Genomic DNA, 25,443 nt, shown 5'->3' on the forward strand with positions numbered 1-25,443 from the left:
TACCGGTCTGAGCATTATTAAGACACTCGGCTGTATGACAGCGGTGACTTTTTTCACCATCTATAACACCTGGGATCGCTTTGATTATGACTATCACTGGATCCTCGGGCTGCTGACCTTTGTCTCGACCATCGCCACGCCGCTGTTTTTTGTGGTGGCTGGCTATCTTGATGCGCAAACGCGACACGACGCCAACTGGCAAATTGGTAAAATTAAAAGCGTGGTGATCGTCTTTCTGTTTTGGGTGACGGTCTATTATGTCTGGGAGCCTTACCAGCGCGGCTACCTGATCCAGCCCTGGTTTATTTTCGCCCTGATTGTCATCTATACCTTCCATCCCCTGATTGCCTGGCTCAGCCAGCGGCGCGGTCTGTTTTTCTCCGTGGTCCTGACGCTACTGTGCTGCTCTTATGGTTACGACCTGCTCTCGGTGCTCTACCCGGAAAGACATCTTTTCAGCCTGGCGCCGCAGTATCGTCTGTGGACGTGGCTACTTTTTTATTTAACCGGGCAGTTGTTTAACGATCCGCGGGTCACGGAGTGGATACGCGACCCGCGGGTGATTAAAGCCGCCATTATCGCCCTGCCCTTTGTCTATTTATTTACCTGGTTTTATGAACGCCACTTTTTCTTCGCGTTGTTTAAAGCCGATCGCAATGCGTTCATTCTCACGGGGTCGCAGATTTATATTCTGATCGTCCTGCTGGTGATCGCCGCTAACGCCGTACAGTTTAAAAAGAACCGCGAGCTGAAGGAGGCCGTGCTGGCGACGGTTAGCAAAGCGATGACCGGGGTCTATATTTTGCACTACTCCGTTTTTCACCTGCTGGTGATGCTGATCCCTATTCACTCGTTAGCCACCAAGCTGGGAGTGATTGCCCTAACGTTTGTCCTGTCGGTGCTCATTTCCCTCGCCGCGCTCTCCAGTACGCTGCTCAGGAAGGTAATAACCCTGTAACAAACGACGCCGTAACTTAGCGGAAGCTCCACTGGATGCTGATCACAAACACGCTGGGAATAATAATGCCGCTCTCAAGGGCGAAATAGTCGGTAAAGTTGTACTGGATAGCATGGTAGATATAGGGTGAAAAGCCGATCCCGGTGGCGTCCTTAAAATCTTTATAGGAGCCATGATCGCCGCAATGCTCGAAGGCGTCGAAGAAGAATTCGCCGGTATAGCCGTAAACGCCTTTGAAGGTCCACCCGCTGCCGTTGTGGTACCAGTCTCTTCTCACCCCCAGCGCCAGACAGCGATCGTCGAAACTGTTATTCATGGTGCCAATCAGCAGGCTGTATTTCGAGTCGGCAGAGAATTTCCGCTCCACCGAGAAAAAGTGGTTCTCGAAATTCTCAGTATATTGACCGTGATTATTGGTCAGATGGTAAACATAGGAACCGGTATTCACCGAATAGAGGTTAATCTCTTTCGCCTGCGCGAAAGTCGCTAACCCGGCCAGGAGCATCACGCTTTTACCGCGCATTTCCCCTCCTCACACCTCAACGCCTGTCTATAGACAGACTGCCTTTGCCGTATTTACCGGTCGTGACAGAGGTAAAAGACCCGACAGGGAAATGGGAGAAAGATAACGATGCCGAACCGTCGCATCGCTATTAAAAGCCTAGCACACGCCTTATCCGCCAACAAACCGACCGAAGCGTTAACGAAATGGCCGATGTGTTGCTCTTTACCTGATTGTGCAAAAAACAGACAAAACCTCACCTGATATCCGCTATGATCAGCGTCCGACGCGGAAGAAAGCCACCTGTCGACGACAGAGTTGCTGTGTACCCCTTCCTGCGTCGGCGCGATTTCATCCAACACGCCAGCCAGCACAATACCTTCCCATTGAGCTCACGCCTGTCGTCAGCCTCTTCCCGCTAGTTTTACAGGTGGATCCTGCACAAACCGGATTTTATGTACAAGTTATGAAAGCAATTAAACTATTTAAAATCAATAACTAAAAACACAAACTAAAAATCAGCCGTTCTGTTGTACATATAGTTCTGAAAAAAGTTGTACATAATGGGATCACCGTCTATAGTTTGGAGTGTTAACTGCTTGTTGCGCAACGAAGCGGGGATGTTTAACGGTGGCGCGGCAAGTCAGGCGGTGGTTCCTGGTTTTGCATTTCCTGTTCGTGACTTGGCGCGTACCGATGGTACGTAGCGACTTTTATTGTCAGTTTGCGTTATACGTGGGAGAGTTCGAGCTATGCATATTAAAAATACCATTCCAGCAGAGTTTGTCTTCAATTCGGCCCTGATGAAGAATATTGAAAATACGCTCATTAAGCAGCACAGAACGATAAATAATGAGCGGATGATTACGGAAATTCAGCATCGCCTGAAAACGGAAAGTAATGAAATACTCTCCGACCTCTATTTGCAGGCGCTGGATATGCTGTACAGCAAACCTCATCATTAATTAAACTCGCGGAGCTGGCAGCAGGCTTAAGCCTGCGGTGCCGGCACGCCTGGGTCTCTATCGGCTAACTGAGGCAAATAAAATGTCACACCATAATACCTGCTATCGTACTGAACATTACGATCTGTGGTTTGATAATCGTTTTCTTCTCTATGGGATGTCGCTGATCCTGAATAGTCTGCCGGCATCTTACTTTCGCAAAAAACACGTTTTCTTTACCAGCGACAATTATTTCGCGGTACTGCAGCACAACTATAATCGTCGGGATACGTTATTTATTCTGTTAACCGAAGGCAACGATCTTAATTTTCTTAGTGAACTGCCTATGCTGCGCTTACCGGCCAATTCAACGCCGGAAGAGTTAAAGATATTTCTGCACCAGCCAACCCGCTACTATAAAACCCACCCGGCGCCGGGCGCCTCGGTGCAGTTTACCGAGCGGGAAAAGAAAGTGATTCAACTTATCAGCAATGGCGAAGCGGTCGCCAGCATTGGCCGGTCGCTGAATCTGCATATTAAAACCATTTATCAGATCCGGCTGAATCTGATTAAAAAGCTCGGCTGTAGCGGTAGGACCGATTTTTTTAATATCAGCCGCAGCGAAACCTTTAAATCCTGGAGCCAGATCCACCTGTAACCCGGCGCGTTAGCCCCGGTCTGCTTTGCGGATCGGGGCGATTAATTATTACCGTGAAAATGGATGCTGAAGCCCTGCTCCTGCCAGTGGCTGAGCAGCTCTTCCTGGAGAGGGGTGGCGGCGCGTCCGGTCCAGACGAAGATATGCTGCCCGGGGAACAGCTCGGGCCGCGGCGACTCCAGCGGTTCGGCGAGGACGTTGACGTGCCAGCCGCGCTGGGAAAGACGCCATGCCTCCAGCCACAGACGCGTCCTGTCCTCATTGCTCCAGCCCACCAGCAGCGTCTCCCTGCCGTTCTTTTTACGCGCTTCGGCGAGAAACAGCGCCACGCAGTCAATCAGCAGACCATCCAGCAAACTACTAATCACCAGAGAGGTATTCTGATCGAGCTTCAGACGCTGACGTACCGGCACTAACAGGCTGTCGATGAGCGTGTCGACGGGGTGTTGATGGCTTAGCGCCAGTAATTTGGCACGGATTCTGGCGGGCTGCATATAACGCAGAATGGACATCATCTCTTCCTGAAGATGCGCGGATTCGTCGCGCGCCGCCGGCAGGTTACCCTCCAGCAGCGCTTTGACTTTCCCGACGGATACGCCGCGCTCGATCCAGCGCTTGATCTCTTCAATGCGCAGGATATCTTCTTCATCAAACTGCCGATGCCCGCCTTCGCTACGCTGCGGTTTCAGTAGACCGTAACGACGCTGCCAGGCGCGCAGTGTGACCGGATTGATTCCGCAACGTTCGGCGACTTCACCGATACTGTAAAACGCCATAGCAGCCTCACATCAACCTGATACTTTAATACCTAAACTAACGAATTCAGGCATCCTGTACAACTCTATTTTCTTGTACAGATAAAGATAACAGGTTGTGGCTCACAGCGCTTGGGAAAAAGATGAAAAAATAGTTGGCTGATTTCGCGGTGGATTATTTTTTTTCCGGCCAGGCGACGGCGGGTAAGCCCCCCAGGCGCGCGCTGGCGAACAAATTCCCCTGAAACTGCGAAATACCGGCTGATTCCAGCCACATCCACTCTTCAGCACGCTCAACGCCGACGGCAGAGACCGCAATCTCCAGCGAAAAACAGCATTTGATAATCGCCTGTACAATTGACTGACGCGGTCCATCCTGGTGGATATTGCGGATCAGCTCATGGTCGATTTTAATTCTGTCGGGCTGGTATTGCGCCAGCAGCGACAGCCCGGCAAACCCTGCGCCGAAGTGATCGATGGCAAGATTGATGCCCGCCCCTTTTAGCTTTCGCACCGCATCGGTAAAATCATCCATCCGCGAAATCACTTCCCGTTCGGTAAACTCGACAATAATCTGTTCAGGAATAAGATCATTACGCTGAATTTGATCGAGCAGGAAACCCACCGCGTTCGGCGCTTTAACCAGCGTCATCGGCAGTAAATTAATACTTAACGCCTTATTGCGTAAGCCTAATTTCCCGGCCAGCGACAGCGCGACGCGTTTACTGTGCAGATCGGCGAGATAAATATCGTCCCCGGAAAGCCCGGCAAAATAGGCGCCAGGCGACTGGCCGTCCGGTGTGCGTAACAGCGCTTCCCACGAAATAATTTCGCAGGCGAAAGGGTCGACGATCGGCTGGAAGGCAAAGGACCAGCTTTCCTTATTGTCAATTATCGGCGTATCAGGATAGAAAGTATTCTGATCGGGGATAAATACCCAGCTGTCAGCGGAAGGAATCTCAAAATAGTTCGCTTTTTCCGTTGATTCGACAAAGGTGCGGAAAAATTGCAGTGCCCGGTCGTCATAGGTGAGCTGATATTTTGTGGTCCCGCGGTCCATCACCGTCTGCAGCACCTCCTCGCGATCATGTTCCCGTAAATCAAACAGTTCCATACCGACCTTACCGAAACGGCGGGACGGCGCATAATCGCACAGAAGCTCTACCAGGTTATAATGGCGGGGATCGCGGCAAATATGCTGATAAATATCCTGAACCTTTTCTTCAGGCCCCTCAATGAGTTGAAAAAAATGCGTCCCGTTAAAAAGTAAAATACCGGTGACGTCCGCCTGCCCATTTCTTTCGTTTGCCCTGGCAACCATGGCCTCGATCGATTTGAATGAGACATTGTCGCAAATATGGCTGCGATAAATGATGGTGGTTAGCATAGTGATTCCAGATGGGAGGGTAAGCATTCACAGTAGCAGTTATCAGGCTAATCGTCTTGTAAAACTACGTTTTGTCTTAACAAAAAAGATACACTAAAAATCCCTTTTTTGTGCAAGGCTTTTTCATTTTTCTTTTCTTGTACAACGTGCACCGTTAAATCCTACCTTTACAAGCCAGAATCGCACAAAACACATAAAAATAAATTATTAAAAATCAATGATTTAACTATGCCTGAATCATTATTGTTCAACTTTGTGTGTACAGGTTAACAATTATTGTATAAGTTTAATGGCAGTTAACAGATGAGTGAAATGTAAGGAGCAGATATGCAGCAGAATGGTTACATTCCAGATACAGCGAACGCAATTGCCCAGTATTTCAACAAAGCATCGTTACCTTCCCAGCAGGAAACGCTGGGTCAGATTGTGATGGATATTCTCAACGAAGGGCGTCATCTCAACCGCAAGGCGCTGTGCACTAAACTGTTGAGCCGCCTCGATCGGGCCCGTGCCCCCGAGGAAGAGAGTCACTATCAGACCTTAATTGGTCTGCTGTTTGCCGATCAGGAATAACGTCATCGATCGTCGCCTGTTGCAACCGCAGTAGCAGATGAGGGGCGATCGCTTCCATAAACCTGCTGCTGACCTGAATGTCCGTTCGCAGATTCAGGGAGAGAGTGGCATGCAGTGAGACGGTTATGAATAGCAGTGAAACTGAGGAAATCACCGATGAGATCATCGGCGAGGCGGTACTCGCGCTTCTGAAAACGAATCGCCCTATTACCACCCCGACCCTGCTGGTTCGACTTCGGTTGATGCAGGCGACAGAGTCAGACCGACAGCGAAGAAAGGTTATCGCTGCCGTGATTGAAGAAATTTGCGCGAAGCTTGCCCGTCAGCGGAAGCAAGCGCCTTTGCAGGTAAAGAAAATCAATGGCCGTTGGGAAACCCGAGGATCGCCGGCGCAAAGCGCCATGGCGCCGGAAGGTAAAAAGATCCACTGAGTATCCTAACCGTGGTGAATAACACAGAGTGAGAATGTGATGAGACAGACTATGCATCAGCAACCCGATATTTACGCAGGACTGCAGGACACCGCGCTCTCCGACTATTTCCGTAACGCCGGTGATAAGCTGGTTGATGAGTCCGCCGTGATGTCGCTGGCCATCAACAGTATTCTCCAGTCAGAAGGTCACCTGAACAATAAGGCCATTATTTTATGGCTGATTCAGGCGCTGGAAAGCACCGATGACGTGGTGACCGCAGACGTGATCCGTAAAACGCTGGAGATTGTCGTCGGCTACACCATGGACGATATCTAAGGCCGTCACGCTTCAGGCCCGCCAGGGCAACCCCTTTCCGACAGAGCCTGTCCGCTCTGTTAAAAAAAACCTCGCTGACGCGAGGTTTTTTCTTTTACGCCTGACGGATCAGTGGGCGTTGACTACCACCCACATCGGCCCCTGCCCGACCGCATAGCGACCTTTCTCCTGCAGCAGCCCCTGCTCGCCGGTAATTTCGTACACCGCGATATGGTGCGACTTCTGCCCGGCGGCAATCAGATACTTACCGCTGTGATCGAGATTAAAGCCGCGCGGCTGGGTTTCGGTGGGCTGATAGCCCTCCACCGCCAGCACGCTACCATCTTCCGACACGCTGAACACCGTGATAATGCTGGCGGTACGATCGCAGGCGTACAGGTGACGACCGTCCGGAGTGATATGAATATCCGCCGCCCAGCGCACGCCGGTGAAATCAGACGGCATCATATCCAGCGTTTGTACACATTCGATGTTGCCATTCGGGTCTTTCAGCTCCCAGACGTCAATTGAGCTGTTTAGCTCATTGACGCAGTAACCATACTGCTGGTTCGGATGGAACACCATGTGGCGCGGACCCGCCCCTTCGACGGTGGTGACTTCCGCTGGCTCCTGGGCGGAGAGGAAACCATCCTCGCTGAGGGTAAACAGGCAGATGCGATCCTGCTTCAGCGCCGGCACCCACAGGGTACGATTGTCCGGAGAGATATTGGCCGAGTGGCAGCCTTCCAGCCCGTCCACCACGGTGATGGTTTCGCCCGGCAGACCATCCTGCAGCGGGGTCACGCTGACGCAGCCCTGATTGTAAGAGGCACTGAAGACAAAGCGACCATGATGATCGGTAGAGATGTGGGTCGGGCTGCCCGGCAGCGCCGCTTCCCCTGCGAAGGTCAACGCCCCGTTATCCGGCGTGATGCGATAAGCTAACACGCGAAACTCCGGACGAACGCCAACGTACAGATACTCCTTATTGGGGCTGACCACCATCGGCTGGACCTGCCCCGGGGCATCAACCACCTGCACCAGCGTCAGTTTGCCGTCCGCTTCAAGACTCCAGACGTGGATTTGTTGGCTTTCCGGGCTGGCGGTATAAACGGTTTGTTTCATGACTACTCCTTCCCTCACTGCACGTGGATTTTTCATTTTCAGGATAACTGCACCCTGAAAATTATAAGACATCCGCCCATGATACTCGCATCGCCCGCCGAATTACCGACGGACGGCGGCACAAAGGGCATACAGACATTCACGGCAGATGTGGAAAAATTGGTCCTGACGCCACGGCGGTGTACCATCATGGCCAGGTCACTTTTCAACATCAACCGGAAATAACACATGACAACACGCGTGATTGCCCTGGATTTAGACGGCACCCTGCTCACCAGCAAAAAAACCATCCTGCCCGCTTCGCTGGAAGCGCTGGCCCGCGCCAGAGAGGCGGGCTACCAGGTGATCGTCGTTACCGGACGTCATCACGTCGCTATTCATCCTTTTTATCAGGCACTGGCTCTCGATACACCTGCAATTTGTTGTAATGGCACTTATTTGTATGATTATCACGCAAAAAAGGTTTTGGCGGCCGATCCTATGTCGGTGGAACACGCGGTAAGCCTCACCGCCATGCTCGCCGAACAGCAGATCCACGGCCTGGCCTATGTGGATGACGCGATGCTTTACGAACAGCCCACCGGGCATGTGATCCGCACCCGCAACTGGGCGCAGGCGTTACCGGAGGATCAGCGCCCGGTCTTCAGCCAGGTCGACTCGCTGGCGCAGGCGGTCCGCGAGGTCAAGGCGGTATGGAAATTCGCCCTCACCGACGACGACATACCCCGTCTGCAGCGCTTTGCGCAGGAGGTCGGCGAGACGCTGGGCCTCGAGTGCGAATGGTCGTGGCACGACCAGGTGGATATCGCTCGCGCCGGCAACAGCAAAGGCAAACGCCTGGCGCAGTGGGTCGCTGACCAGGGGCTGTCGATGCAGAACGTGGTGGCCTTCGGCGATAACTACAACGATCTGAGTATGCTGGAAGCGGCAGGCACCGGGGTGGCGATGGGTAATGCGGTGGACGACGTCAAAGCCCGCGCCAACGTGGTCATCGGCGACAATGAGTCCGCCAGCATCGCCGAGTTTATCTACCGTCAGCTGCTGTGATCAGGCGGCAATCGACACGCTTTTGATCTGGGCAAATACCTGCTGGCCTGGCGCTATCGCCAGGTCATCCCGCGCCCACGGGCTGATTCGAGCCCACAGCGGATGGCCGCTCACCCTGAGCTGAACCTCAATCTGCCCGTTGACCTCCAGACACTGAACCACCTCGGCGCGTAAGATATTGCGGATGCTGGTTGCGGACGGCTGGGCCAGCACCAGCGAGACGTCCGACGCCTGGATGCGGATCCGCGCGCTCTCCCCGGCGGGACGATCGAGCCGGTTAACCCACAGCATTTGATCCCCCAGCGTCAGCGCGGTCATCGCGTACTGCGGATGCTGCGCGGCGACGGTGGCGCTGAGGATCGTACTCTGCTGTTCCGCCGGCAGCCAGGGGTGCATCACGCTGCTGCTCCAGACCTCCTCCAGCGGACCGAAAGCCTTCACCTTACCGGCCTCCAGCACCAGCACGCGATCGGCCAGATGCTGGATCTCGTCCAGCGAGTGGCTGACGTAGAGCATCGGAATATGGATCTCCTGCGCCAGCCGCTGCAGATAGGGCAACAGTTCGCGTTTGCGCGGAATATCCAGCGAGGCCAGCGGCTCGTCCAGCAGCAGCAGCTCCGGCGCGGTCAGCAGGGCGCGGCCGATGGCCACGCGCTGCTTTTCGCCGCCGGATAACCGGCCCGGCAGCCGATCCAGCAAAGGCGCAATTCCCAGCAGTTCCACCAGCTTATCGAACTGGCTGACCATGGATTTCGCCATTCCGTACTGCAGATTGCCGCGCACTTTATAGTGGGGAAACAGGCGCGCATCCTGAAATACATAGCCGATCCGCCGCTGCTCCGGCGCCAGGCAGATACGCTGCGCGGTGTCGTTCAGCACCCTGCCGTTGAGGACGATCCGTCCCGCCTGCGGCCGGGTCAGGCCGCTGATAGCGTTGATCAACGACGTTTTCCCGGCGCCTGAGACGCCAAAGATGGCGGTGATCCCGCTGCTGGGCAGCGTTTCACGGATCTGCAGACAGTGGCTGCCGAGGGTCTGGGTAAAGTCCAGCTCGAGCATCATGATCCTCCCATTCGCTGGCGGCTCACGCGGGCCAGCCATTCTGAAATCAAGAGCGAGACCAGCGCCAGACCGATAGCGATGAGGCAGAGGCGGGCCGCCGCCCCCTCCCCGCCCGGGGTCTGGATCAAGGTGTACATCGCCGAAGGCAGGGTGCGCGTTTCACCGGGAATATTGGAGACGAACGTGATGGTCGCGCCAAACTCCCCTAACGAGCGGGCGAAGGCCAGCACCGTGCCGACAATAATTCCCGGCAGAGTCAGCGGCAGCGTAATGGTGAAAAATACCCGCCAGCGGCTGGCCCCGAGGGTTCTCGCCGCCTGCTCCAGTTTGATGTCCACCCCCTCCAGCGCCAGGCGGATGGCGCGCACCATCAGCGGGAAAGACATCACCGCCGCCGCCAGCACCGCCCCGCGCCAGCTGAAGGCAAAGCTGATGCCGAACCAGTCATACAGCCAGCTGCCAATAAACCCGCGCCGCCCCATGGCCACCAGCAGCAGATACCCCACCACCACCGGCGGCAGCACCAGCGGCAGATGGAGAAGGCTGTCGAGCAGCGCCTTGCCGGGGAAGGTGCGGCGGACCAGCAGCCAGGAAAAAAAGATGCCAAAGGGCAGGCTCAGGGCCACCGCCAGGGAGGAGACTTTCAGGCTCAGCAGCACCGCCTGCCATTCGGGTTCGCTCAGAAACATCAGCGGGTGGTAAATCCGTAACGTTGAAAAATCGCCGACGCTTCCGGCCCTTTCAGGTAGTCATAGAAAGCGCTCACGGCCGCATTGCGGTGGCCATCGACAATCGCCAGCGGGTACTCGACTTTCTGATGCGACGCCTCCGGGAAAGTACCAACCACTTTCACCCCTTTGCTGGCCACGGCATCCGATCCGTAGACGATGCCCAGCGGCGCTTCGCTACGCTCCACCAGCGCCAGCGCGCCGCGCACGTCTTCCGCCGGGGCGAGCTTCGGCGACAGGGTCTCCCAGGCGCCCAGTTTCTGCAGCGCTTCTTTGGCGTAGATACCTGCCGGAACGTGCTGCGGATCGCCCACCGCCAGACGGCCCCCTTTCAGCAGGCTGGTCCAGTCGGTTTTCTCATTAATGGTTATCGCCCCCTGCGCGCTGGCTTTCGGCGCCACAACCACCAGGCTGTTGCCAAGCAGGGTGGCGCGGGTCGCCGGATCGATGGCCTTTTTGTCTGCCGCGTAATCCATCCACTTTTGATCGGCGGAGATAAACAGGTCCGCCGGGGCGCCTGCCTCAATCTGCCGCGCCAGCGTCGACGACGAGGCAAACGACGAGACGACCTCGACGTTTTTCGCTTTCTTATACGCCTGGGCGATATCCTGCATCGCGTTAGTTAACGACGCGGCCGCGAAAACGGTCACTTTCCCTTCTGCCGCCAGCGCCTGACCCGCGACGCACAGCGTGAGCGATACCCCGACCACCCCGCGTAACCAAGAACCTGTCATCTGAATCTCCTGTCAATGCGTTATGTACTCGACAATATAACGATATGCGAAGCGTTTTTATAGTGACGCAGGACAATAAAATGAAGGGAAATGATACAGGAGGGAAATAGCACAGCGCCCGGTTAAACCGGGCGCCGGGAAATCAATGATTTTGCTGGCTGCGATCTTTGTGGCCGACGCCGGAGAAGAGGTTGAACACTTCGCCAAGACCGTAAATCAATCCCAGGATGACCGCCATCACCACCGGTACCATGATGACCGCAAAAACCAGACTTTTCAAAAGCTCTAACATGGTTCACTCCAGATAGTATGATTCCCTGATTGTAACGGTTTCAGCCGAAAAAACACGCCCCATTTGTGCGGTGGTTAATGACAAACCGCGCAGAGAGGTTTTGCAACGGGGTGACTATCGGTCACAATACGCTTTTTTGTCAGGAAACGATTATGCAGGCCGAAATTCTTCTCACCCTTAAGCTTCAGCAGCGCCTGTTTGCCGACCCCCGGCGGATCGCCCTGCTCAAACAGATTGACCAGACCGGTTCGATAAGCCAGGGGGCGAAGCACGCGGGTATCAGCTATAAAAGCGCGTGGGATGCCATCAACGAGATGAACCAGCTCAGCGAACAGCCGCTGGTGGATCGCGCCACCGGCGGCAAAGGCGGCGGCGGCGCGGTGCTGACCCGCTACGGGCAGCGTCTGATCCAACTGTACGATCTGCTGGCGCAGATCCAGCAGAAAGCGTTTGATGTGCTCAGCGATGACGACGCCCTGCCGCTGGACAGCCTGCTGGCGGCCATCTCGCGCTTTTCCCTGCAAACCAGCGCCCGCAACCAGTGGTTCGGCACTATCACCGGCCGCGATCGCCAGCAGGTGCAGCAGCACGTCGAGGTGCTGCTGGCCGACGGGCAGACCCGCCTGAACGTCGCCATTACTGCCCAAAGCGCTGAAAAGCTGGGGCTCGATGAGGGCCAGGAGGTGCTGGTCCTGTTGAAAGCGCCCTGGGTTGGCATCACCCTCGACCCGGCGGTGGCCCGCCAGGCCGAGAACCAGCTGTCGGGTCGCATCAGCCATATCGAATGCGGCTCCGGGCAGTGCGAAGTGCTGATGACCCTTGCGGACGGCCAGACCCTGTGCGCCACCCTGCCGCAGGCCCAGACCTCTGGCCTGACCGAAGGGACGGAGGCGATCGCGTACTTCAACGCCGATCGCATCATTCTCGCTACATTATGCTGACCCCATTGACATTGCGCGCCTGACGTCGTATCCCTGATGCACATCGCTGCAAAAAATGGGATACATCATGTCATCATTGCAAATTTCGCAAGGCACGTTTCGCCTGAGCGATACAAAAACCTTAAAAATAGACCACCTGAGCGTGGCGGCGGGTGAAAGCTGGGCGTTCGTCGGCAGCAACGGCAGCGGCAAGTCCGCCCTCGCGCGGGCCCTGGCCGGCGACCTGACCCTGCTCAGCGGCCAGCGCGACAGCCTCTTCTCCCGCGTAACCCGCCTCTCCTTCGAACAGCTGCAGAAGCTGGTCAGCGACGAGTGGCAGCGCAATAACACCGACCTGCTCAGCCCCGGAGAAGAAGATACCGGACGCACTACCGCGGAGATTATTCAGGATGAGGTGAAAGATCCGGCCCGCTGCGCGCAGCTTGCCGAACAGTTTGCCATCAGCGCCCTGTTGGACCGCCGCTTTAAGTATCTGTCCACTGGCGAAACGCGTAAGACCCTGCTGTGCCAGGCCCTGATGAGCGATCCGCAACTGCTGATCCTCGACGAGCCGTTCGACGGCCTCGACGTCAACTCCCGCCAGCAGCTGGCCGCCCTGCTGGCCGACCTGCATCGCGCCGGCATCACCCTGGTGCTGGTGCTCAACCGTTTCGATGAGATCCCGGACTTTGTGCAATACGCCGGCGTGCTGGCTGATTGCCTCCTCAGCGAGACCGGCGAGAAGCACGCTCTGCTGCAGCAGGCGCTGGTCGCCCAGCTGGCGCACAGTGAAAAACTGGACGGTATCACCCTGCCGGAGCCGGATGCCCCACCGGCCCGCCATACGCTGACGGAGACGGCGCCGCGTATCGTCCTCAATGACGGGGTGGTCTCCTACAACGATCGCCCGGTCATCAACCACCTCTCCTGGACCGTAAACCCTGGAGAACACTGGCAGATCGTCGGCCCCAACGGCGCGGGTAAATCCACCCTCTTAAGCCTTATCACCGGCGATCACCCCCAGGGCTACAGCAACGATCTCACCCTCTTTGGCCGTCGGCGCGGCAGCGGCGAGACCATCTGGGATATTAAAAAGCATATCGGCTACGTCAGCAGCAGCCTGCATCTGGACTACCGGGTCAGCACCAACGTCCGCAACGTGATTCTGTCGGGCTATTTTGACTCGATCGGCATTTATCAGGCGGTGTCGGATAAACAGCATAAGCTGGTGCAGCAATGGCTGGATATTCTCGGCATCGATAAGCGCACCGCCGACGCGCCGTTTCACAGCCTGTCGTGGGGCCAGCAGCGGCTGGCGCTTATCGTCCGCGCGCTGGTGAAGCATCCAACCCTGCTGATCCTTGATGAACCGCTGCAGGGGCTGGATCCCCTCAATCGCCAGCTGGTGCGCCGCTTCGTCGACGTCCTGATTGGCGAAGGCGCCACGCAGCTGCTGTTTGTCTCGCACCATGCGGAAGATGCCCCGGACTGTATTACCCATCGCCTGGCGTTCGTTCCCAGTGGAGACGGTTACACTTATCAGCTCGGCCCCGTGGCCTGACGCCCCCTGCCGGGGATCGCAAGATCCCTGGTATTTTTCAGAAAAATAGCGCCTTACTCATCTAACAAGATGTATTTTAAACAAAATATATTAAACGATGCCGTTTCACTCTTGAGTGTAAACGATTCCACTAACTTGTTCTGTGTCACACTTTTCACTTCTTTGATATGCTATCTTCCTCATACACGATAAGCCGAATGGAGCGAATCATGAAAGTTCTGGTTACAGGTGGTAGCGGTTACATTGGAAGTCATACCTGCGTTCAACTGCTGCTGCAGGGGCATGAGGTGGTGATCCTCGACAATCTCTGCAACAGCAAGCGCAGCGTACTGCCGGTGATTGAGCGTCTCGGCGGCAAAGAAGCCACCTTTATTGAAGGCGATATTCGTAACGAAGCGCTGATGACCGAGATCCTCCACGATCACGCCATTGAAGCGGTGATCCACTTCGCCGGGCTGAAAGCCGTCGGGGAGTCCGTCGCCAAGCCGCTGGAATATTACGACAATAACGTCACCGGCACACTGAAATTAGTCTCCGCCATGCGCGCCGCGGGCGTGAAGAACTTCATCTTTAGCTCCTCCGCCACCGTCTACGGCGACCAGCCGAAAATCCCGTATGTCGAAAGCTTCCCGACCGGCACCCCGCAAAGCCCCTACGGTAAAAGCAAACTGATGGTGGAGCAAATACTGACCGACCTGCAAAAAGCGCAGCCGGAGTGGAGCATTGCGCTGCTGCGCTACTTCAACCCGGTCGGCGCCCACCCGTCGGGCGACATGGGCGAAGACCCGCAGGGGATCCCGAATAACCTGATGCCCTACATCGCCCAGGTCGCCGTTGGCCGCCGCGAATCGCTGGCCGTGTTTGGTAACGACTACCCGACCGAAGATGGCACCGGCGTGCGCGATTATATCCACGTGATGGACCTTGCCGACGGCCACGTCGCGGCCATGGAAAAACTGGCTGACAAAGCCGGGGTCCATATCTACAACCTTGGCGCCGGCGTCGGCAGCAGCGTGCTCGACGTGGTCAATGCTTTCAGCAAGGCCTGCGGCAAACCGATTAACTACCATTTCGCGCCGCGCCGCGATGGCGACCTCCCGGCCTACTGGGCGGATGCCGCCAAGGCCGACCGCGAGCTGAACTGGCGCGTGACGCGCAACCTGGACGAAATGGCGCAGGACACCTGGAACTGGCAGTCCCGCCATCCGCAGGGTTATCCAGACTAAGGAACCTTCATGAGCGTATTTAACCCCGTTGACCATCCGCATCGTCGTTATAATCCGTTAACCGGGCAGTGGATTCTGGTTTCTCCGCATCGCGCCAAGCGCCCCTGGCAGGGAGCGCAGGAGACGCCGGCGAAACAGACCTTGCCGGCCCACGATCCGGACTGTTTCCTGTGCCCGGGCAACACCCGGGTCACCGGCGACACGAATCCGAATTACACCGGCACCTACGTGTTTACCAACGACTTTGCGGCCCTGATGACCGACACGCCGGATGCCCCGGAGAGTGACGATCCGCTGATGCGCTGCCAAAGCGCGCGCGGCACCAGTCGGGTGATCTGCTTCTCGCCAGACCACAGCAAAACGCTGCCGGAACTGAGCCTTGAAGCGCTGGAAGGCGTGGTTAAAGCGTGGCAGGAACAGACCGCGGACCTCGGGAAAAGCTACCCGTGGGTGCAGGTCTTTGAAAACAAAGGAGCAGCGATGGGCTGCTCCAACCCACACCCGCACGGTCAGGTATGGGCCAACAGCTTCCTGCCTAATGAAGCGGAACGGGAAGACCGTCTCCAGAAAGCGTATTACGCCAGCCAGGGCCAGCCGATGCTGCTGGACTATGCCCGGCGCGAACTGGCCGACGGCAGCCGCACGGTGGTCGACACCGATCACTGGCTGGCGGTCGTGCCCTACTGGGCCGCATGGCCGTTCGAAACGCTGCTGCTGCCGAAAGCGCCCGTGCAGCGTATTACCGATTTAACCGACGCCCAGCGCAGCGATCTGGCGCTGGCGTTGAAAAAGCTGACCAGCCGTTACGACAACCTGTTCCAGTGCTCATTCCCCTACTCCATGGGCTGGCACGGCGCGCCGTTTAACGATGAAGACCATAACCACTGGCAGCTTCACGCCCACTTTTATCCGCCGCTGCTGCGCTCCGCGACGGTCCGCAAGTTTATGGTTGGCTACGAAATGCTGGCCGAAACGCAGCGCGATCTCACCGCCGAGCAAGCTGCCGAACGACTGCGCGCCGTCAGCGACGTCCATTTTCGTGAATCCGGAGTGTAATGATGAGTCTGAAAGAGAAAACCCAAACCCTGTTTGCTGAGGCCTTCGGCTACCCGGCCAGCCATGTCATTCAGGCGCCAGGCCGCGTCAACCTGATCGGCGAGCATACCGATTACAACGACGGCTTTGTGCTGCCCTGCGCCATCGACTACCAGACGGTGATCAGCTGTGCGCCGCGCGACGATCGTACCGTGCGGGTGATTGCCGCCGATTACGACAATCAGACCGACGAATTCTCTCTCGACGCGCCGATTCTCAGCCACGACACCCAGCAGTGGTCGAACTATGTCCGCGGCGTGGTGAAGCATCTGCAACAGCGGAACAGCCACTTCGGCGGCGCAGATCTGGTGATCAGCGGCAATGTGCCGCAGGGCGCAGGCTTAAGCTCCTCAGCCTCGCTGGAGGTTGCCGTCGGCACCGTGTTCCAGCAGCTCTACCATCTGCCGCTGGACGGCGCGCAAATCGCCCTCAACGGCCAGGAGGCGGAAAATCAGTTCGTCGGCTGCAACTGCGGGATCATGGATCAGCTGATTTCGGCGCTGGGCAAAAAAGACCATGCGCTGCTGATCGACTGCCGCTCGCTGGGCACCAAAGCCGTCTCGATGCCGAAAGGCGTCGCGGTGGTGATCATCAACAGCAACTTTAAGCGCACCCTCGTCGGCAGCGAGTACAACACCCGTCGCGAACAGTGCGAGACCGGCGCGCGCTTCTTCCAGCAGCCCGCTCTGCGCGATGTCACCCTTGAGCAATTCAACGCTGTCGCCCATGAGCTGGATCCGGTGGTGGCGAAGCGGGTACGTCATGTGCTGACGGAGAATGCCCGCACCGTGGAAGCCGCCAGCGCCCTTGAAAAAGGCGACCTGAAGCGGATGGGCGAGCTGATGGCCGAATCCCACGCCTCGATGCGCGATGATTTCGAGATCACCGTCCCGCAGATCGACACCCTGGTGGAGATCGTCAAGGCGACAATCGGCGATAAGGGCGGCGTGCGCATGACCGGCGGCGGTTTTGGCGGCTGTGTGGTAGCGCTGGTCCCGGAAGATCTGGTCGATACCGTTCAGCAGGCCGTTGCCAACGAGTATGAAGCGAAAACCGGAATTAAAGAGACGTTTTATGTCTGCAAACCGTCACAGGGGGCTGGTCAATGGTAACGCAAACTACCGCGCTGGCGCCGGACGGCCAGCCATGGCAGCAGGTAACCCTGCGCAATAAGGCGGGGATGACCGTCACCGTGGCGGACTGGGGCGCGACGCTGCTCAGCGCCGAGGTGCCGCTGGCCGATGGCAGCGTGCGCCATCCGCTGCTGGGCTGCGCAAAGCTGGAAGACTATGCCCGCCAGGCCGCGTTTCTTGGCGCCTCGGTAGGCCGCTACGCCAACCGTATCGGCAATAGCCGCTTCCCGCTTGACGGCCAGCTCGTCACCGTCACGCCGTCAAACGACGCGGGCCACCAGCTTCACGGCGGCCCGGAAGGTTTTGATAAACGCCGCTGGCGCATCGTCCGCGCTGACGAGCAGGAAGCGCTGTTCGCCCTGACCTCGCCCGATGGCGATCAAGGCTTTCCGGGCACTCTGCAGGCCACCGCGCACTATCGTCTGACCGACGATAACCGCATCGCGATTACCTATCGCGCCACCGTGGACCAAGCCTGCCCGGTGAACATGACCAATCACGTCTATTTCAACCTCGACGGTGACCAGGGCGACGTGCGCCAGCACCAGCTGCAGATCCTCGCCCATCGCTATTTGCCGGTGGAAAGCGATGGTATCCCGGGCGGCGGACTCAAAGACGTCGCCGGCACCAGCTTTGATTTCCGCCAGCCGAAAACCATCGCCGCCGACTTCCTCGCGGATGCCGATCAGCAAAAGGTAAAGGGTTACGACCATGCCTTCCTGCTGGACGCCAGAGGCGACGCCAGTCAACCTGCGGCGCAGGTCTGGTCGCAGGACGGTAAGCTGCAGATGACGGTCTATACCTCCGCTCCGGCGCTACAGTTTTATTCCGGCAACTATCTCGGCGGCACCCCGTCGCAGACGACGGAACCCTACGCCGACTGGCAGGGGCTGGCGCTGGAGAGCGAATTCCTGCCGGATTCGCCGAATCATCCGGAATGGCCGCAGCCGGACTGTGTGTTACGTCCAGGCCAGGAGTACGTCAGCCTGACGGAATATCAGTTTATTGCCCGCTAATCGCCAGCGCCCTCCGCCGGGGGCGCTGAGTTTCGTCCCCGCCCTCCTCTCTACCGACTCTTTTTTCAGCAATCTGCTCTATTTTCCGTCATCAAAGGACAAAAAAATAACCTGTGTTTTACAAGCACCTTACACTGAGCCACTATTTTCGCTATGGTTAGGGATAAGCATTGCCGTGAGCCAAATCACGGCAATATAATGAGAATAGTTATCAATCAATAACACATACACCAACATATTCAGCGCACCGTTCGCGGCGCGAGGGATGGCGTGTAGAGAGGAGTAAGAGAATGGCTGTAACTAAGCTGGTACTGGTTCGTCATGGCGAAAGCCAGTGGAACAACGAAAACCGCTTCACCGGTTGGTACGACGTTGATCTGTCCGAGAAAGGCGTTAGCGAAGCGAAAGCAGCAGGTAAACTGCTGAAGGCTGAAGGCTTCAGCTTTGATTTTGCTTATACCTCCGTGCTGAAACGTGCCATCCACACCCTGTGGAACGTGCTGGACGAACTGGATCAGGCCTGGCTGCCGGTTGAGAAATCCTGGAAGCTGAACGAGCGTCATTACGGCGCGCTGCAGGGCCTGAACAAAGCGGAAACTGCTGAGAAATACGGTGACGAGCAGGTTAAACAGTGGCGTCGCGGCTTCGCCGTTACTCCGCCGGAGCTGACCAAAGACGACGAGCGCTACCCGGGCCACGATCCGCGCTATGCAAAACTGACCGACGCGGAACTGCCGACCACTGAAAGCCTGGCGCTGACCATCGACCGCGTCGTGCCTTACTGGAACGAAACCATTCTGCCGCGCCTGAAAAGCGGTGAGCGCGTGATCATCGCCGCTCACGGTAACTCCCTGCGCGCGCTGGTGAAATACCTCGACAACATGGGCGAAGACGAGATCCTCGAACTGAACATCCCGACCGGCGTACCGCTGGTGTATGAGTTCGATGAAAACTTCAAGCCGATCAAACATTACTATCTGGGCAATGCGGAAGAGATCGCGGCGAAAGCGGCTGCCGTCGCCAACCAGGGTAAAGCGAAGTAATTTCCCCCGGTGAAAATAAAAAAGCGTGGAAATCTCCACGCTTTTTTTATGACCTGCGCGAGCGCAACGTAGCTTAGCCGCGGCGGGTTTTCACCGCTTCCGCCAGCTGACGCAGGATCGCTTCGGTATCCTCCCAGCCGATGCAGGCGTCGGTGACGCTCTTGCCGTAGGTCAGCGGTTCACCGCTCTCGAGGCTCTGGTTGCCTTCCACCAGATGGCTTTCAATCATCACGCCCATAATGGCGCGCTCGCCGCCGGCAATCTGCTGGCATACGTCGGTGCCTACTTCCATCTGCTTCTTGAACTGCTTGCTGGAGTTGGCGTGGCTGAAGTCGATCATCACCTGAGCCGGCAGGCCCGCTTTCGCCAGACCGATTTTCACCTCCGCCACGTGCTTCGCGCTGTAGTTCGGCTCTTTGCCGCCGCGCAGAATAATATGGCAGTCGCCGTTGCCGCTGGTATTGACGATAGCGGAGTGGCCCCACTTGGTGACCGACAGGAAACAGTGCGGCGCGCCGGCGGCGTTAATCGCGTCGATAGCCACCTTGATGGTGCCATCGGTACCGTTTTTAAAGCCCACCGGGCAGGAGAGCCCCGAGGCGAGCTCGCGGTGCACCTGGGATTCGGTGGTACGCGCCCCAATGGCGCCCCAGCTCATCAGATCGGCGACATACTGCGGGGTGATCATATCGAGGAATTCCCCCGCCGCCGGCAGGCCGCTGTCGTTAATGTCCAGCAGCAGCTTGCGCGCAATGCGCAACCCGTCGTTGATGCGGAAGCTGTTATCCATATGGGGATCGTTGATAAGCCCTTTCCAGCCGACGGTGGTGCGCGGTTTCTCAAAATAGACGCGCATGACGATCTCGAGCTCGCCCTTCAGCGCCTCGCGCAGGGTCAGCAGACGGGAAGCGTACTCTTTCGCCGCCGCCGGGTCGTGAATAGAACAGGGCCCAATCACCACCAGCAGGCGGTCATCATCACCTTTGAGGATCTGGTGGATCGCTTTGCGAGCATGTGCAACGGTGTTTGCAGCATTTTCGGTAGCAGGGAATTTTTCCAGGAGCGCAACGGGAGGTAATAATTCGTTGATCTCTTTAATGCGTAAATCGTCGTTCTGATAATTCATCTTCTTTCCAGCGTTGCCATACTTATTCAATGAAATGCAATCCCTCCAATCTATCTCTTCGCTGAAATAGTGTAAACGTGATTTTACAGTAGTGATGGAATAATCCTGGAAATAGGCAAAAATACGCCATAAAGTAGCGAAACCAGACTCATGAACTACAATATTTAACTGTTAAAGCTAATTAAGTCTTACGTTTCAGGATTATATAGTGACACTGCGATCGTCTGCGGAGTCTTTAACCATAGCGAGTCAGATCCCTGGCACACTTACCGCTGGAGGCGTAGTTACCGCTTCCCGACCCAACAGGAGTATCCGATGAACATGAAAAAACTGACGACCCTTTTGCTCACCGCCACCTTAGGTCTTGCCAGCGGCGCGGCCCTGGCGGCAGACACCGGCGCCCAGTCCAACAATGGCCAGGCCAACTCTTCCGCTGATGCCGGTCAGGTGGCGCCGGACGCCCGTGAAAACGTGGCGCCGAATAACGTCGATAATAGCCAAATCAATTCTGGCTCTGGCACTGGCACTGGCACTGGCACTGGCACTGGCGGCACCATGCTTCATCCTGACGGCTCGACGATGAGCCAGGACAATATGTCGAGCGATGAGGTCCATAAAAACTCGATGTGTAAAGACGGCCGCTGTCCGGACACCGGTAAGAAGCTGGACAACGGCGACAGCATGAACCATGACAACAGCAAAACCGACGGCACTACCCAATAATTGATGCGGTGAGTGCAAACAGAGAAAAGGCGAGCCGGGCTCGCCTTTTCTCTGTTTGTTATCGTTCTCTGTTTATGATGTCATAGCGTGATAATGATAACTATCAAGGGACGACACTATGGCGCACTCGCATTCGCACTCCCCTGCCCAGGCTCCGGATAACGGCAACGCCCGCCGGCTGCTCTGGGCGTTCATCGTCACCGCCGGTTTTATGCTGGTAGAAGCCATCGGCGGCGCGATCTCCGGCTCGTTGGCCCTGCTGGCGGATGCCGGCCATATGCTCACCGACTCCGCCGCCCTGCTGTTTGCGCTGCTGGCGGTTCGCTTCGCCAGCCGTCCCCCGAATGCCCGCCATACCTTTGGCTGGCTGCGTTTGACCACCCTGGCGGCGTTTCTCAATGCCATTGCTCTGGTGGTGATCACCATGCTGATTGTCTGGGAGGCCATTCAGCGCTTCCAGCACCCGCAGCCGGTTGCCGGCGTGACGATGATGGTGATTGCGGTCGCTGGCCTGCTGGCCAACGTGCTGGCTTTCTGGATCCTGCATCGTGGCAGCGAAGAGCGGAACCTCAACGTGCGCGCCGCGGCGCTTCACGTGCTCGGCGATCTGCTGGGCTCGGTTGGCGCGATTGTGGCCGCCGTGGTGATCCTCACCACCGGCTGGACACCTGTCGACCCGATCCTTTCCGTGCTGGTTTCCTGCCTGGTGTTACGTAGCGCCTGGCGTCTGCTGAAGGAGAGTCTGAATGAGCTGCTGGAAGGCGCGCCGCGTTCGCTGGATGTGACGGCCCTGCAGCGGGATATCCGCCGCTCTATCCCGGAGGTGCGCGATGTTCACCACGTCCACGTCTGGCTGGTGGGGGAAAAACCGGTGATGACGCTGCATGTGCAGGTTGTGCCGCCGCACGATCATGATGCGTTACTCAACCGCATCCTGCATTTCCTGGAACATAAATATGAAATTGAGCATGCCACGGTGCAGATGGAGTACCAGCCCTGCAGCGGCCCGGAGTGCCATCTCAACACGATGCACGCCGGGCACGATCATCATCACCACCATTAGCCAGAAAACGCGTGAGAACCTCGCTCACGCGCGCTGTTTATCCACATCCGGCTGCCGTTCAGCGCAATGAACGTCAGCAAGAGATATTCCAGCGACATCGCATAGACGCCCTGACGGGCAAAAATCACCACGCTGATGACGTTGACGATGACCCACAGCAGCCAGTTCTCAACGTATTTGCGGGTCATTAAGATCATCGCCACTACCGACAGCACCGTCATACAGGAGTCCCAGAACGGGAAGGCGTCCGGCTGCAGTTCCGGCATAGTGACCTGCAAACCGAGCGCTTGCATCAGGCTGACCGCGATCCGCGTCAGGAAAGCAAAAAACGGATTGATAAACAGGGTCAGCAAGCCGATCGCCACCACGCAGGCCGCCAGCCAGCCCAGGGCTTTACTGCGCGGTAGCCAGCGGATCTGCAGCTCAACCTCATGGTTGCTGCTTTGCCGCGACCAGGCATACCAGCCGTAAACGTTAGCGGCAAAGAAGAACAGCTGCAGCAACAGGCTGGCGTACAGCTGGATCTGAAAGAAGATGATGGCGAACAGCGTGACGTTGACCAGACCGAAGGCATAGTTACTGATCTTCTCCAGGCTCGCCAGCCAGATGCACAACAGCCCGGCGATGGTCCCCACGGCCTCTATCCAGGAGAGATCGTACCCCCCGGCGCCGATGGGTATATGTACTAAAATATTCTGCGTGCTAAAAAAATCCATTTTATCCTCTCAGCGCCAGATGACGCGGTAATAGGTTATCCCCGTAGTGTAGCCGCAAAATCCAGCATCCGGTTAAGGGGAATTAATGCGCCAGTCCGCAGCGCTTCGTCGACGTGGATTTCATGTTCAGCGCCGCCCTGCTCGAGACCCTCGGCAATGGCTTTCAGGCCGTTCATCGCCATCCACGGACAATGCGCGCAGCTGCGGCAGGTCGCCCCTTCACCGGCGGTGGGCGCTTCCAGCAGCGTTTTCTCCGGCACCGCCTGCTGCATTTTATAAAAGATACCGCGATCGGTCGCCACGATCAGCTGGCGCTGGGGCAGGCTTTTCGCCGCCGCGATCAGCTGGCTGGTGGAGCCTACGGCATCGGCCATCTCGACGATCGCCTGCGGCGACTCGGGATGGACCAGCACAGCGGCTTCGGGATGCAGAGCCTTCATCCGCATCAACGCCTGGGTTTTAAACTCGTCGTGCACGATGCACGCCCCCTGCCAGGAGAGCACATCTGCGCCGGTCTGACGCTGAACGTAACGGCCAAGATGGCGGTCCGGCGCCCAGAGGATTTTTTGACCAAGGCTATCCAGGTGGTCAATGAGTTCCACGGCGATGCTGGAGGTCACCACCCAGTCGGCGCGAGCCTTCACCGCGGCAGACGTATTGGCATAGACCACCACGGTGCGGTCAGGATGAGCGTCGCAAAAGGCGTTGAACTCCTCAATCGGACAGCCCAGATCCAGGGAACACTCGGCGTTCAGAGTCGGCATCAGAATGGTCTTTTCCGGGCTGAGGATTTTGGCGGTTTCCCCCATAAAACGCACCCCGGCGACCAGCAGCGTGGAGGCCGAATGGCGGGCGCCAAAGCGCGCCATCTCCAGCGAGTCGGCAATACAGCCGCCGGTCTCTTCAGCCAGCTGCTGAATTTCAGGATCGGTGTAGTAATGCGCCACCATCACGGCATCGCGCTCGCGCAGCAGACGCTTGATTTTTTCGCGGTAAAACTGCTTTTCATCGACGGTCAGCGGCTGCGGTTTCGGTGGGAAGGGATAAATCGCCGTTTCAGGATCAAACATTACGCTCATCATGCAATCTCGTTTTACTGGCTTAACTCTAAGACCGTTAGTATGGCCTGCCCGCGCCATGATACGGTCATGGTGTTTTATATGCTAAACAAGATAGCCGATTACGCGCCAAAAGTCGTGATGAATTTTGTACATCAGCGCCTGTTCCAGGGGACGATGCTGCGTCGCTGTCCGGGCTACCGGTTCGCGCCCTGTGCAGGCGTGGTAAGCGCAGCGCGAGCGTGGGAAAGCTCTGCATACAATATTGTGGAAATTGATGGGCGGGCAGATAGCAAAAAGGCGCCTTTAGGGCGCCTTTTTACATTGGTGGGTCGTGCAGGATGACTCGGCTTCGCCTCGCCCTTCGGGCCGTCGCCGCAAGCGGCTCCGTTGTCTCACTGCGTTCGACCCGAACCTGCTGCAGGTTCGAATCGTTGAGTTCCGCGCATAGCAAAAAGGCGCCTTTAGGGCGCCTTTTTACATTGGTGGGTCGTGCAGGATGACTCGGCTTCGCCTCGCCCTTCGGGCCGTCGCCGCAAGCGGCTCCGTTGTCTCACTGCGTTCGACCCGAACCTGCTGCAGGTTCGAATCGTTAAGTTCCGCGGATAGCAAAAAGGCGCCTTTAGGGCGCCTTTTTACATTGGTGGGTCGTGCAGGATTCGAACCTGCGACCAATTGATTAAAAGTCAACTGCTCTACCAACTGAGCTAACGACCCCTTGCGGGATTTTGCTACTGTCACCATTCAGGATGGTGGGTCGTGCAGGATGACTCGGCTTCGCCTCGCCCTTCGGGCCGTCGCTGTCGCAACGTTATCCTTCACGTTTCTACCAGTTACCATCATTAAAGATTGGTGGGTCGTGCAGGATTCGAACCTGCGACCAATTGATTAAAAGTCAACTGCTCTACCAACTGAGCTAACGACCCGCTCTGGTACTACCTGAATAATTTCACTCGACACCAATATTGGAATTGGTGGGTCGTGCAGGATGACTCGGCTTCGCCTCGCCCTACGGGCCGTTGCTGACGCAACGTTATCCTTCACGTTCAACATCTGAGTTAAATGCTGAAATTGGTGGGTCGTGCAGGATTCGAACCTGCGACCAATTGATTAAAAGTCAACTGCTCTACCAACTGAGCTAACGACCCGAGTGGTGGGTGATGACGGGATCGAACCGCCGACCCCCTCCTTGTAAGGGAGGTGCTCTCCCAGCTGAGCTAATCACCCGATATTACGCTGGATACTGCTGATACTGCCTCCACCGACCCCA

General features: G+C 56.9%; 27 protein-coding genes, 4 tRNA genes, 2 other RNA genes and 1 pseudogene. 17 read left to right on the forward strand and 17 right to left on the reverse strand.

The window, feature by feature from the left end; genetic code table 11:
• Positions 1-34: 34 nt before the first annotated feature.
• Positions 35-958, forward strand: a complete 924-nt coding sequence (locus LGM20_RS17625) for an acyltransferase (RefSeq protein WP_072199205.1) — start codon at positions 35-37, stop codon at positions 956-958.
• Between the two features lie 16 nt (positions 959-974).
• Here LGM20_RS17625 and LGM20_RS17630 read toward each other — a convergent pair whose 3' ends face one another.
• Positions 975-1,481 carry a hypothetical protein gene (locus LGM20_RS17630; RefSeq protein ID WP_023288898.1) on the reverse strand — a complete coding sequence of 169 codons (507 nt, stop codon included), beginning with the start codon at positions 1,479-1,481 and terminating at the stop codon, positions 975-977.
• Between the two features lie 731 nt (positions 1,482-2,212).
• Between LGM20_RS17630 and LGM20_RS17635 the strand changes: the two genes are divergently transcribed.
• Both LGM20_RS17635 and LGM20_RS17640 read left to right on the forward strand, forming a co-directional pair.
• Positions 2,213-2,425: a biofilm development regulator YmgB/AriR family protein gene (locus LGM20_RS17635; protein WP_044521698.1), complete on the forward strand. Its 213-nt coding sequence runs from the start codon at positions 2,213-2,215 to the stop codon at positions 2,423-2,425.
• A gap of 82 nt (positions 2,426-2,507) precedes the next feature.
• Positions 2,508-3,062: a helix-turn-helix transcriptional regulator gene (locus tag LGM20_RS17640; RefSeq protein ID WP_017899620.1), complete on the forward strand. Its 555-nt coding sequence runs from the start codon at positions 2,508-2,510 to the stop codon at positions 3,060-3,062.
• 41 nt (positions 3,063-3,103) lie between these two features.
• Here the strand turns inward: LGM20_RS17640 and LGM20_RS17645 are convergent, their stop codons facing one another.
• The gene (locus LGM20_RS17645) at positions 3,104-3,838 is read right to left on the reverse strand and encodes a MerR family transcriptional regulator (RefSeq protein ID WP_023288896.1); all 735 of its coding nucleotides are present in this window, start codon (positions 3,836-3,838) and stop codon (positions 3,104-3,106) included.
• Between the two features lie 154 nt (positions 3,839-3,992).
• Positions 3,993-5,204 (reverse strand): diguanylate phosphodiesterase, encoded by a 1,212-nt coding sequence (locus tag LGM20_RS17650; protein WP_023288895.1) that lies wholly within the window; start codon positions 5,202-5,204, stop codon positions 3,993-3,995.
• 327 nt (positions 5,205-5,531) lie between these two features.
• Here LGM20_RS17650 and ycgZ point away from each other — a divergent pair, with 327 nt between their 5' ends.
• The 3 genes from ycgZ (at position 5,532) to LGM20_RS17665 (ending at position 6,526) form a co-directional block, all read left to right on the forward strand.
• The gene (ycgZ, locus tag LGM20_RS17655; protein WP_023288894.1) at positions 5,532-5,777 is read left to right on the forward strand and encodes a regulatory protein YcgZ; all 246 of its coding nucleotides are present in this window, start codon (positions 5,532-5,534) and stop codon (positions 5,775-5,777) included.
• Between the two features lie 125 nt (positions 5,778-5,902).
• Positions 5,903-6,208 (forward strand): hypothetical protein, encoded by a 306-nt coding sequence (locus tag LGM20_RS17660; RefSeq protein ID WP_023288893.1) that lies wholly within the window; start codon positions 5,903-5,905, stop codon positions 6,206-6,208.
• Positions 6,209-6,259: 51 nt separating this feature from the next.
• Entirely contained in the window at positions 6,260-6,526 is a 267-nt protein-coding gene (locus LGM20_RS17665) for a biofilm development regulator YmgB/AriR family protein (RefSeq protein WP_004886050.1), read from the forward strand.
• Positions 6,527-6,634: 108 nt separating this feature from the next.
• On the opposite strand, the gene pgl is transcribed toward LGM20_RS17665, so the two are convergent.
• A complete protein-coding gene (pgl, locus tag LGM20_RS17670) occupies positions 6,635-7,630 on the reverse strand; it encodes a 6-phosphogluconolactonase (protein ID WP_023288892.1) in 996 nt (331 codons plus the stop codon).
• A 228-nt stretch (positions 7,631-7,858) separates the two neighbouring features.
• Between pgl and LGM20_RS17675 the strand changes: the two genes are divergently transcribed.
• Positions 7,859-8,677 (forward strand): pyridoxal phosphatase, encoded by an 819-nt coding sequence (locus LGM20_RS17675; RefSeq protein ID WP_044521692.1) that lies wholly within the window; start codon positions 7,859-7,861, stop codon positions 8,675-8,677.
• On the opposite strand, the gene modC is transcribed toward LGM20_RS17675, so the two are convergent.
• The 4 genes from modC to LGM20_RS17695 all read right to left on the reverse strand — a co-directional run bounded on the left by modC (position 8,678) and on the right by LGM20_RS17695 (position 11,493).
• The gene (gene modC / locus LGM20_RS17680; protein ID WP_044521712.1) at positions 8,678-9,736 is read right to left on the reverse strand and encodes a molybdenum ABC transporter ATP-binding protein ModC; all 1,059 of its coding nucleotides are present in this window, start codon (positions 9,734-9,736) and stop codon (positions 8,678-8,680) included.
• On the reverse strand, positions 9,736-10,428 hold the full coding sequence (modB, locus tag LGM20_RS17685) for a molybdate ABC transporter permease subunit (RefSeq protein WP_023288889.1): 693 nt from the start codon (positions 10,426-10,428) through the stop codon (positions 9,736-9,738). The genes modC and modB overlap by 1 nt, the downstream gene beginning before the upstream one ends.
• Positions 10,428-11,201 (reverse strand): molybdate ABC transporter substrate-binding protein, encoded by a 774-nt coding sequence (gene modA / locus LGM20_RS17690; RefSeq protein WP_044521689.1) that lies wholly within the window; start codon positions 11,199-11,201, stop codon positions 10,428-10,430. The genes modB and modA overlap by 1 nt, the downstream gene beginning before the upstream one ends.
• Positions 11,202-11,343: 142 nt before the next feature.
• Positions 11,344-11,493, reverse strand: coding sequence for an AcrZ family multidrug efflux pump-associated protein (locus LGM20_RS17695; protein WP_002895156.1), 150 nt, complete (start codon positions 11,491-11,493; stop codon positions 11,344-11,346).
• A gap of 152 nt (positions 11,494-11,645) precedes the next feature.
• On the opposite strand from LGM20_RS17695, the gene modE reads away from it, so the two are divergent.
• The 7 genes from modE to gpmA all read left to right on the forward strand — a co-directional run bounded on the left by modE (position 11,646) and on the right by gpmA (position 19,487).
• Positions 11,646-12,434: a molybdenum-dependent transcriptional regulator gene (gene modE, locus LGM20_RS17700; RefSeq protein WP_004886029.1), complete on the forward strand. Its 789-nt coding sequence runs from the start codon at positions 11,646-11,648 to the stop codon at positions 12,432-12,434.
• Between the two features lie 67 nt (positions 12,435-12,501).
• Positions 12,502-13,974 carry a molybdate ABC transporter ATP-binding protein ModF gene (gene modF / locus LGM20_RS17705; protein ID WP_044521688.1) on the forward strand — a complete coding sequence of 491 codons (1,473 nt, stop codon included), beginning with the start codon at positions 12,502-12,504 and terminating at the stop codon, positions 13,972-13,974.
• Positions 13,975-14,183: 209 nt separating this feature from the next.
• The gene (galE, locus tag LGM20_RS17710) at positions 14,184-15,200 is read left to right on the forward strand and encodes a UDP-glucose 4-epimerase GalE (RefSeq protein WP_023288886.1); all 1,017 of its coding nucleotides are present in this window, start codon (positions 14,184-14,186) and stop codon (positions 15,198-15,200) included.
• Positions 15,201-15,209: 9 nt separating this feature from the next.
• Complete coding sequence (gene galT / locus LGM20_RS17715) at positions 15,210-16,256, forward strand: galactose-1-phosphate uridylyltransferase (RefSeq protein WP_044521687.1); 1,047 nt, start codon at positions 15,210-15,212, stop codon at positions 16,254-16,256.
• A gap of 2 nt (positions 16,257-16,258) precedes the next feature.
• Positions 16,259-17,407, forward strand: a complete 1,149-nt coding sequence (gene galK, locus LGM20_RS17720) for a galactokinase (protein WP_032455171.1) — start codon at positions 16,259-16,261, stop codon at positions 17,405-17,407.
• The gene (gene galM / locus LGM20_RS17725) at positions 17,401-18,444 is read left to right on the forward strand and encodes a galactose-1-epimerase (protein WP_044521685.1); all 1,044 of its coding nucleotides are present in this window, start codon (positions 17,401-17,403) and stop codon (positions 18,442-18,444) included. Before galK ends, galM begins: the two co-directional genes overlap by 7 nt.
• A 290-nt stretch (positions 18,445-18,734) precedes the next feature.
• Positions 18,735-19,487 (forward strand): 2,3-diphosphoglycerate-dependent phosphoglycerate mutase, encoded by a 753-nt coding sequence (gene gpmA / locus LGM20_RS17730; protein ID WP_002895089.1) that lies wholly within the window; start codon positions 18,735-18,737, stop codon positions 19,485-19,487.
• Between the two features lie 73 nt (positions 19,488-19,560).
• Here gpmA and aroG read toward each other — a convergent pair whose 3' ends face one another.
• Positions 19,561-20,613 (reverse strand): 3-deoxy-7-phosphoheptulonate synthase AroG, encoded by a 1,053-nt coding sequence (aroG, locus tag LGM20_RS17735; protein ID WP_044521684.1) that lies wholly within the window; start codon positions 20,611-20,613, stop codon positions 19,561-19,563.
• A gap of 315 nt (positions 20,614-20,928) precedes the next feature.
• On the opposite strand from aroG, the gene LGM20_RS17740 reads away from it, so the two are divergent.
• The gene (locus LGM20_RS17740; protein WP_044521683.1) at positions 20,929-21,336 is read left to right on the forward strand and encodes a YbgS-like family protein; all 408 of its coding nucleotides are present in this window, start codon (positions 20,929-20,931) and stop codon (positions 21,334-21,336) included.
• 118 nt (positions 21,337-21,454) lie between these two features.
• Positions 21,455-22,399 (forward strand): CDF family zinc transporter ZitB, encoded by a 945-nt coding sequence (gene zitB / locus LGM20_RS17745; protein WP_032455168.1) that lies wholly within the window; start codon positions 21,455-21,457, stop codon positions 22,397-22,399.
• Here the strand turns inward: zitB and pnuC are convergent.
• Together pnuC and nadA are read right to left on the reverse strand one after the other, a co-directional pair.
• Positions 22,396-23,115 carry a nicotinamide riboside transporter PnuC gene (pnuC, locus tag LGM20_RS17750; protein WP_044521681.1) on the reverse strand — a complete coding sequence of 240 codons (720 nt, stop codon included), beginning with the start codon at positions 23,113-23,115 and terminating at the stop codon, positions 22,396-22,398. The two genes, zitB and pnuC, sit on opposite strands and share 4 nt — an antisense overlap.
• 35 nt (positions 23,116-23,150) lie before the next feature.
• Positions 23,151-24,194: a quinolinate synthase NadA gene (gene nadA, locus LGM20_RS17755; RefSeq protein ID WP_044521711.1), complete on the reverse strand. Its 1,044-nt coding sequence runs from the start codon at positions 24,192-24,194 to the stop codon at positions 23,151-23,153.
• A 69-nt stretch (positions 24,195-24,263) separates the two neighbouring features.
• On the opposite strand from nadA, the pseudogene LGM20_RS17760 reads away from it, so the two are divergent.
• Positions 24,264-24,410 (forward strand): annotated as a pseudogene (locus LGM20_RS17760) (hypothetical protein); the annotation flags it as partial.
• 88 nt (positions 24,411-24,498) lie between these two features.
• Here LGM20_RS17760 and LGM20_RS17765 read toward each other — a convergent pair.
• The 6 genes from LGM20_RS17765 to LGM20_RS17790 form a co-directional block, all read right to left on the reverse strand.
• Positions 24,499-24,634: non-coding RNA, RtT sRNA (locus LGM20_RS17765), on the reverse strand.
• Positions 24,635-24,656: 22 nt separating this feature from the next.
• A non-coding RNA gene (locus LGM20_RS17770) (RtT sRNA) lies at positions 24,657-24,784 on the reverse strand.
• A gap of 30 nt (positions 24,785-24,814) precedes the next feature.
• Positions 24,815-24,890 (reverse strand) — tRNA-Lys (locus LGM20_RS17775).
• A 133-nt stretch (positions 24,891-25,023) separates the two neighbouring features.
• Positions 25,024-25,099: transfer RNA gene (locus tag LGM20_RS17780), tRNA-Lys, on the reverse strand.
• Between the two features lie 146 nt (positions 25,100-25,245).
• Positions 25,246-25,321 (reverse strand) — tRNA-Lys (locus LGM20_RS17785).
• 3 nt (positions 25,322-25,324) lie between these two features.
• Positions 25,325-25,400: transfer RNA gene (locus LGM20_RS17790), tRNA-Val, on the reverse strand.
• Between the last annotated feature and the right edge of the window lie 43 nt (positions 25,401-25,443).

It is taken from the genome of Klebsiella quasipneumoniae subsp. quasipneumoniae (genome assembly GCF_020525925.1).
Taxonomy (GTDB): domain Bacteria; phylum Pseudomonadota; class Gammaproteobacteria; order Enterobacterales; family Enterobacteriaceae; genus Klebsiella; species Klebsiella quasipneumoniae.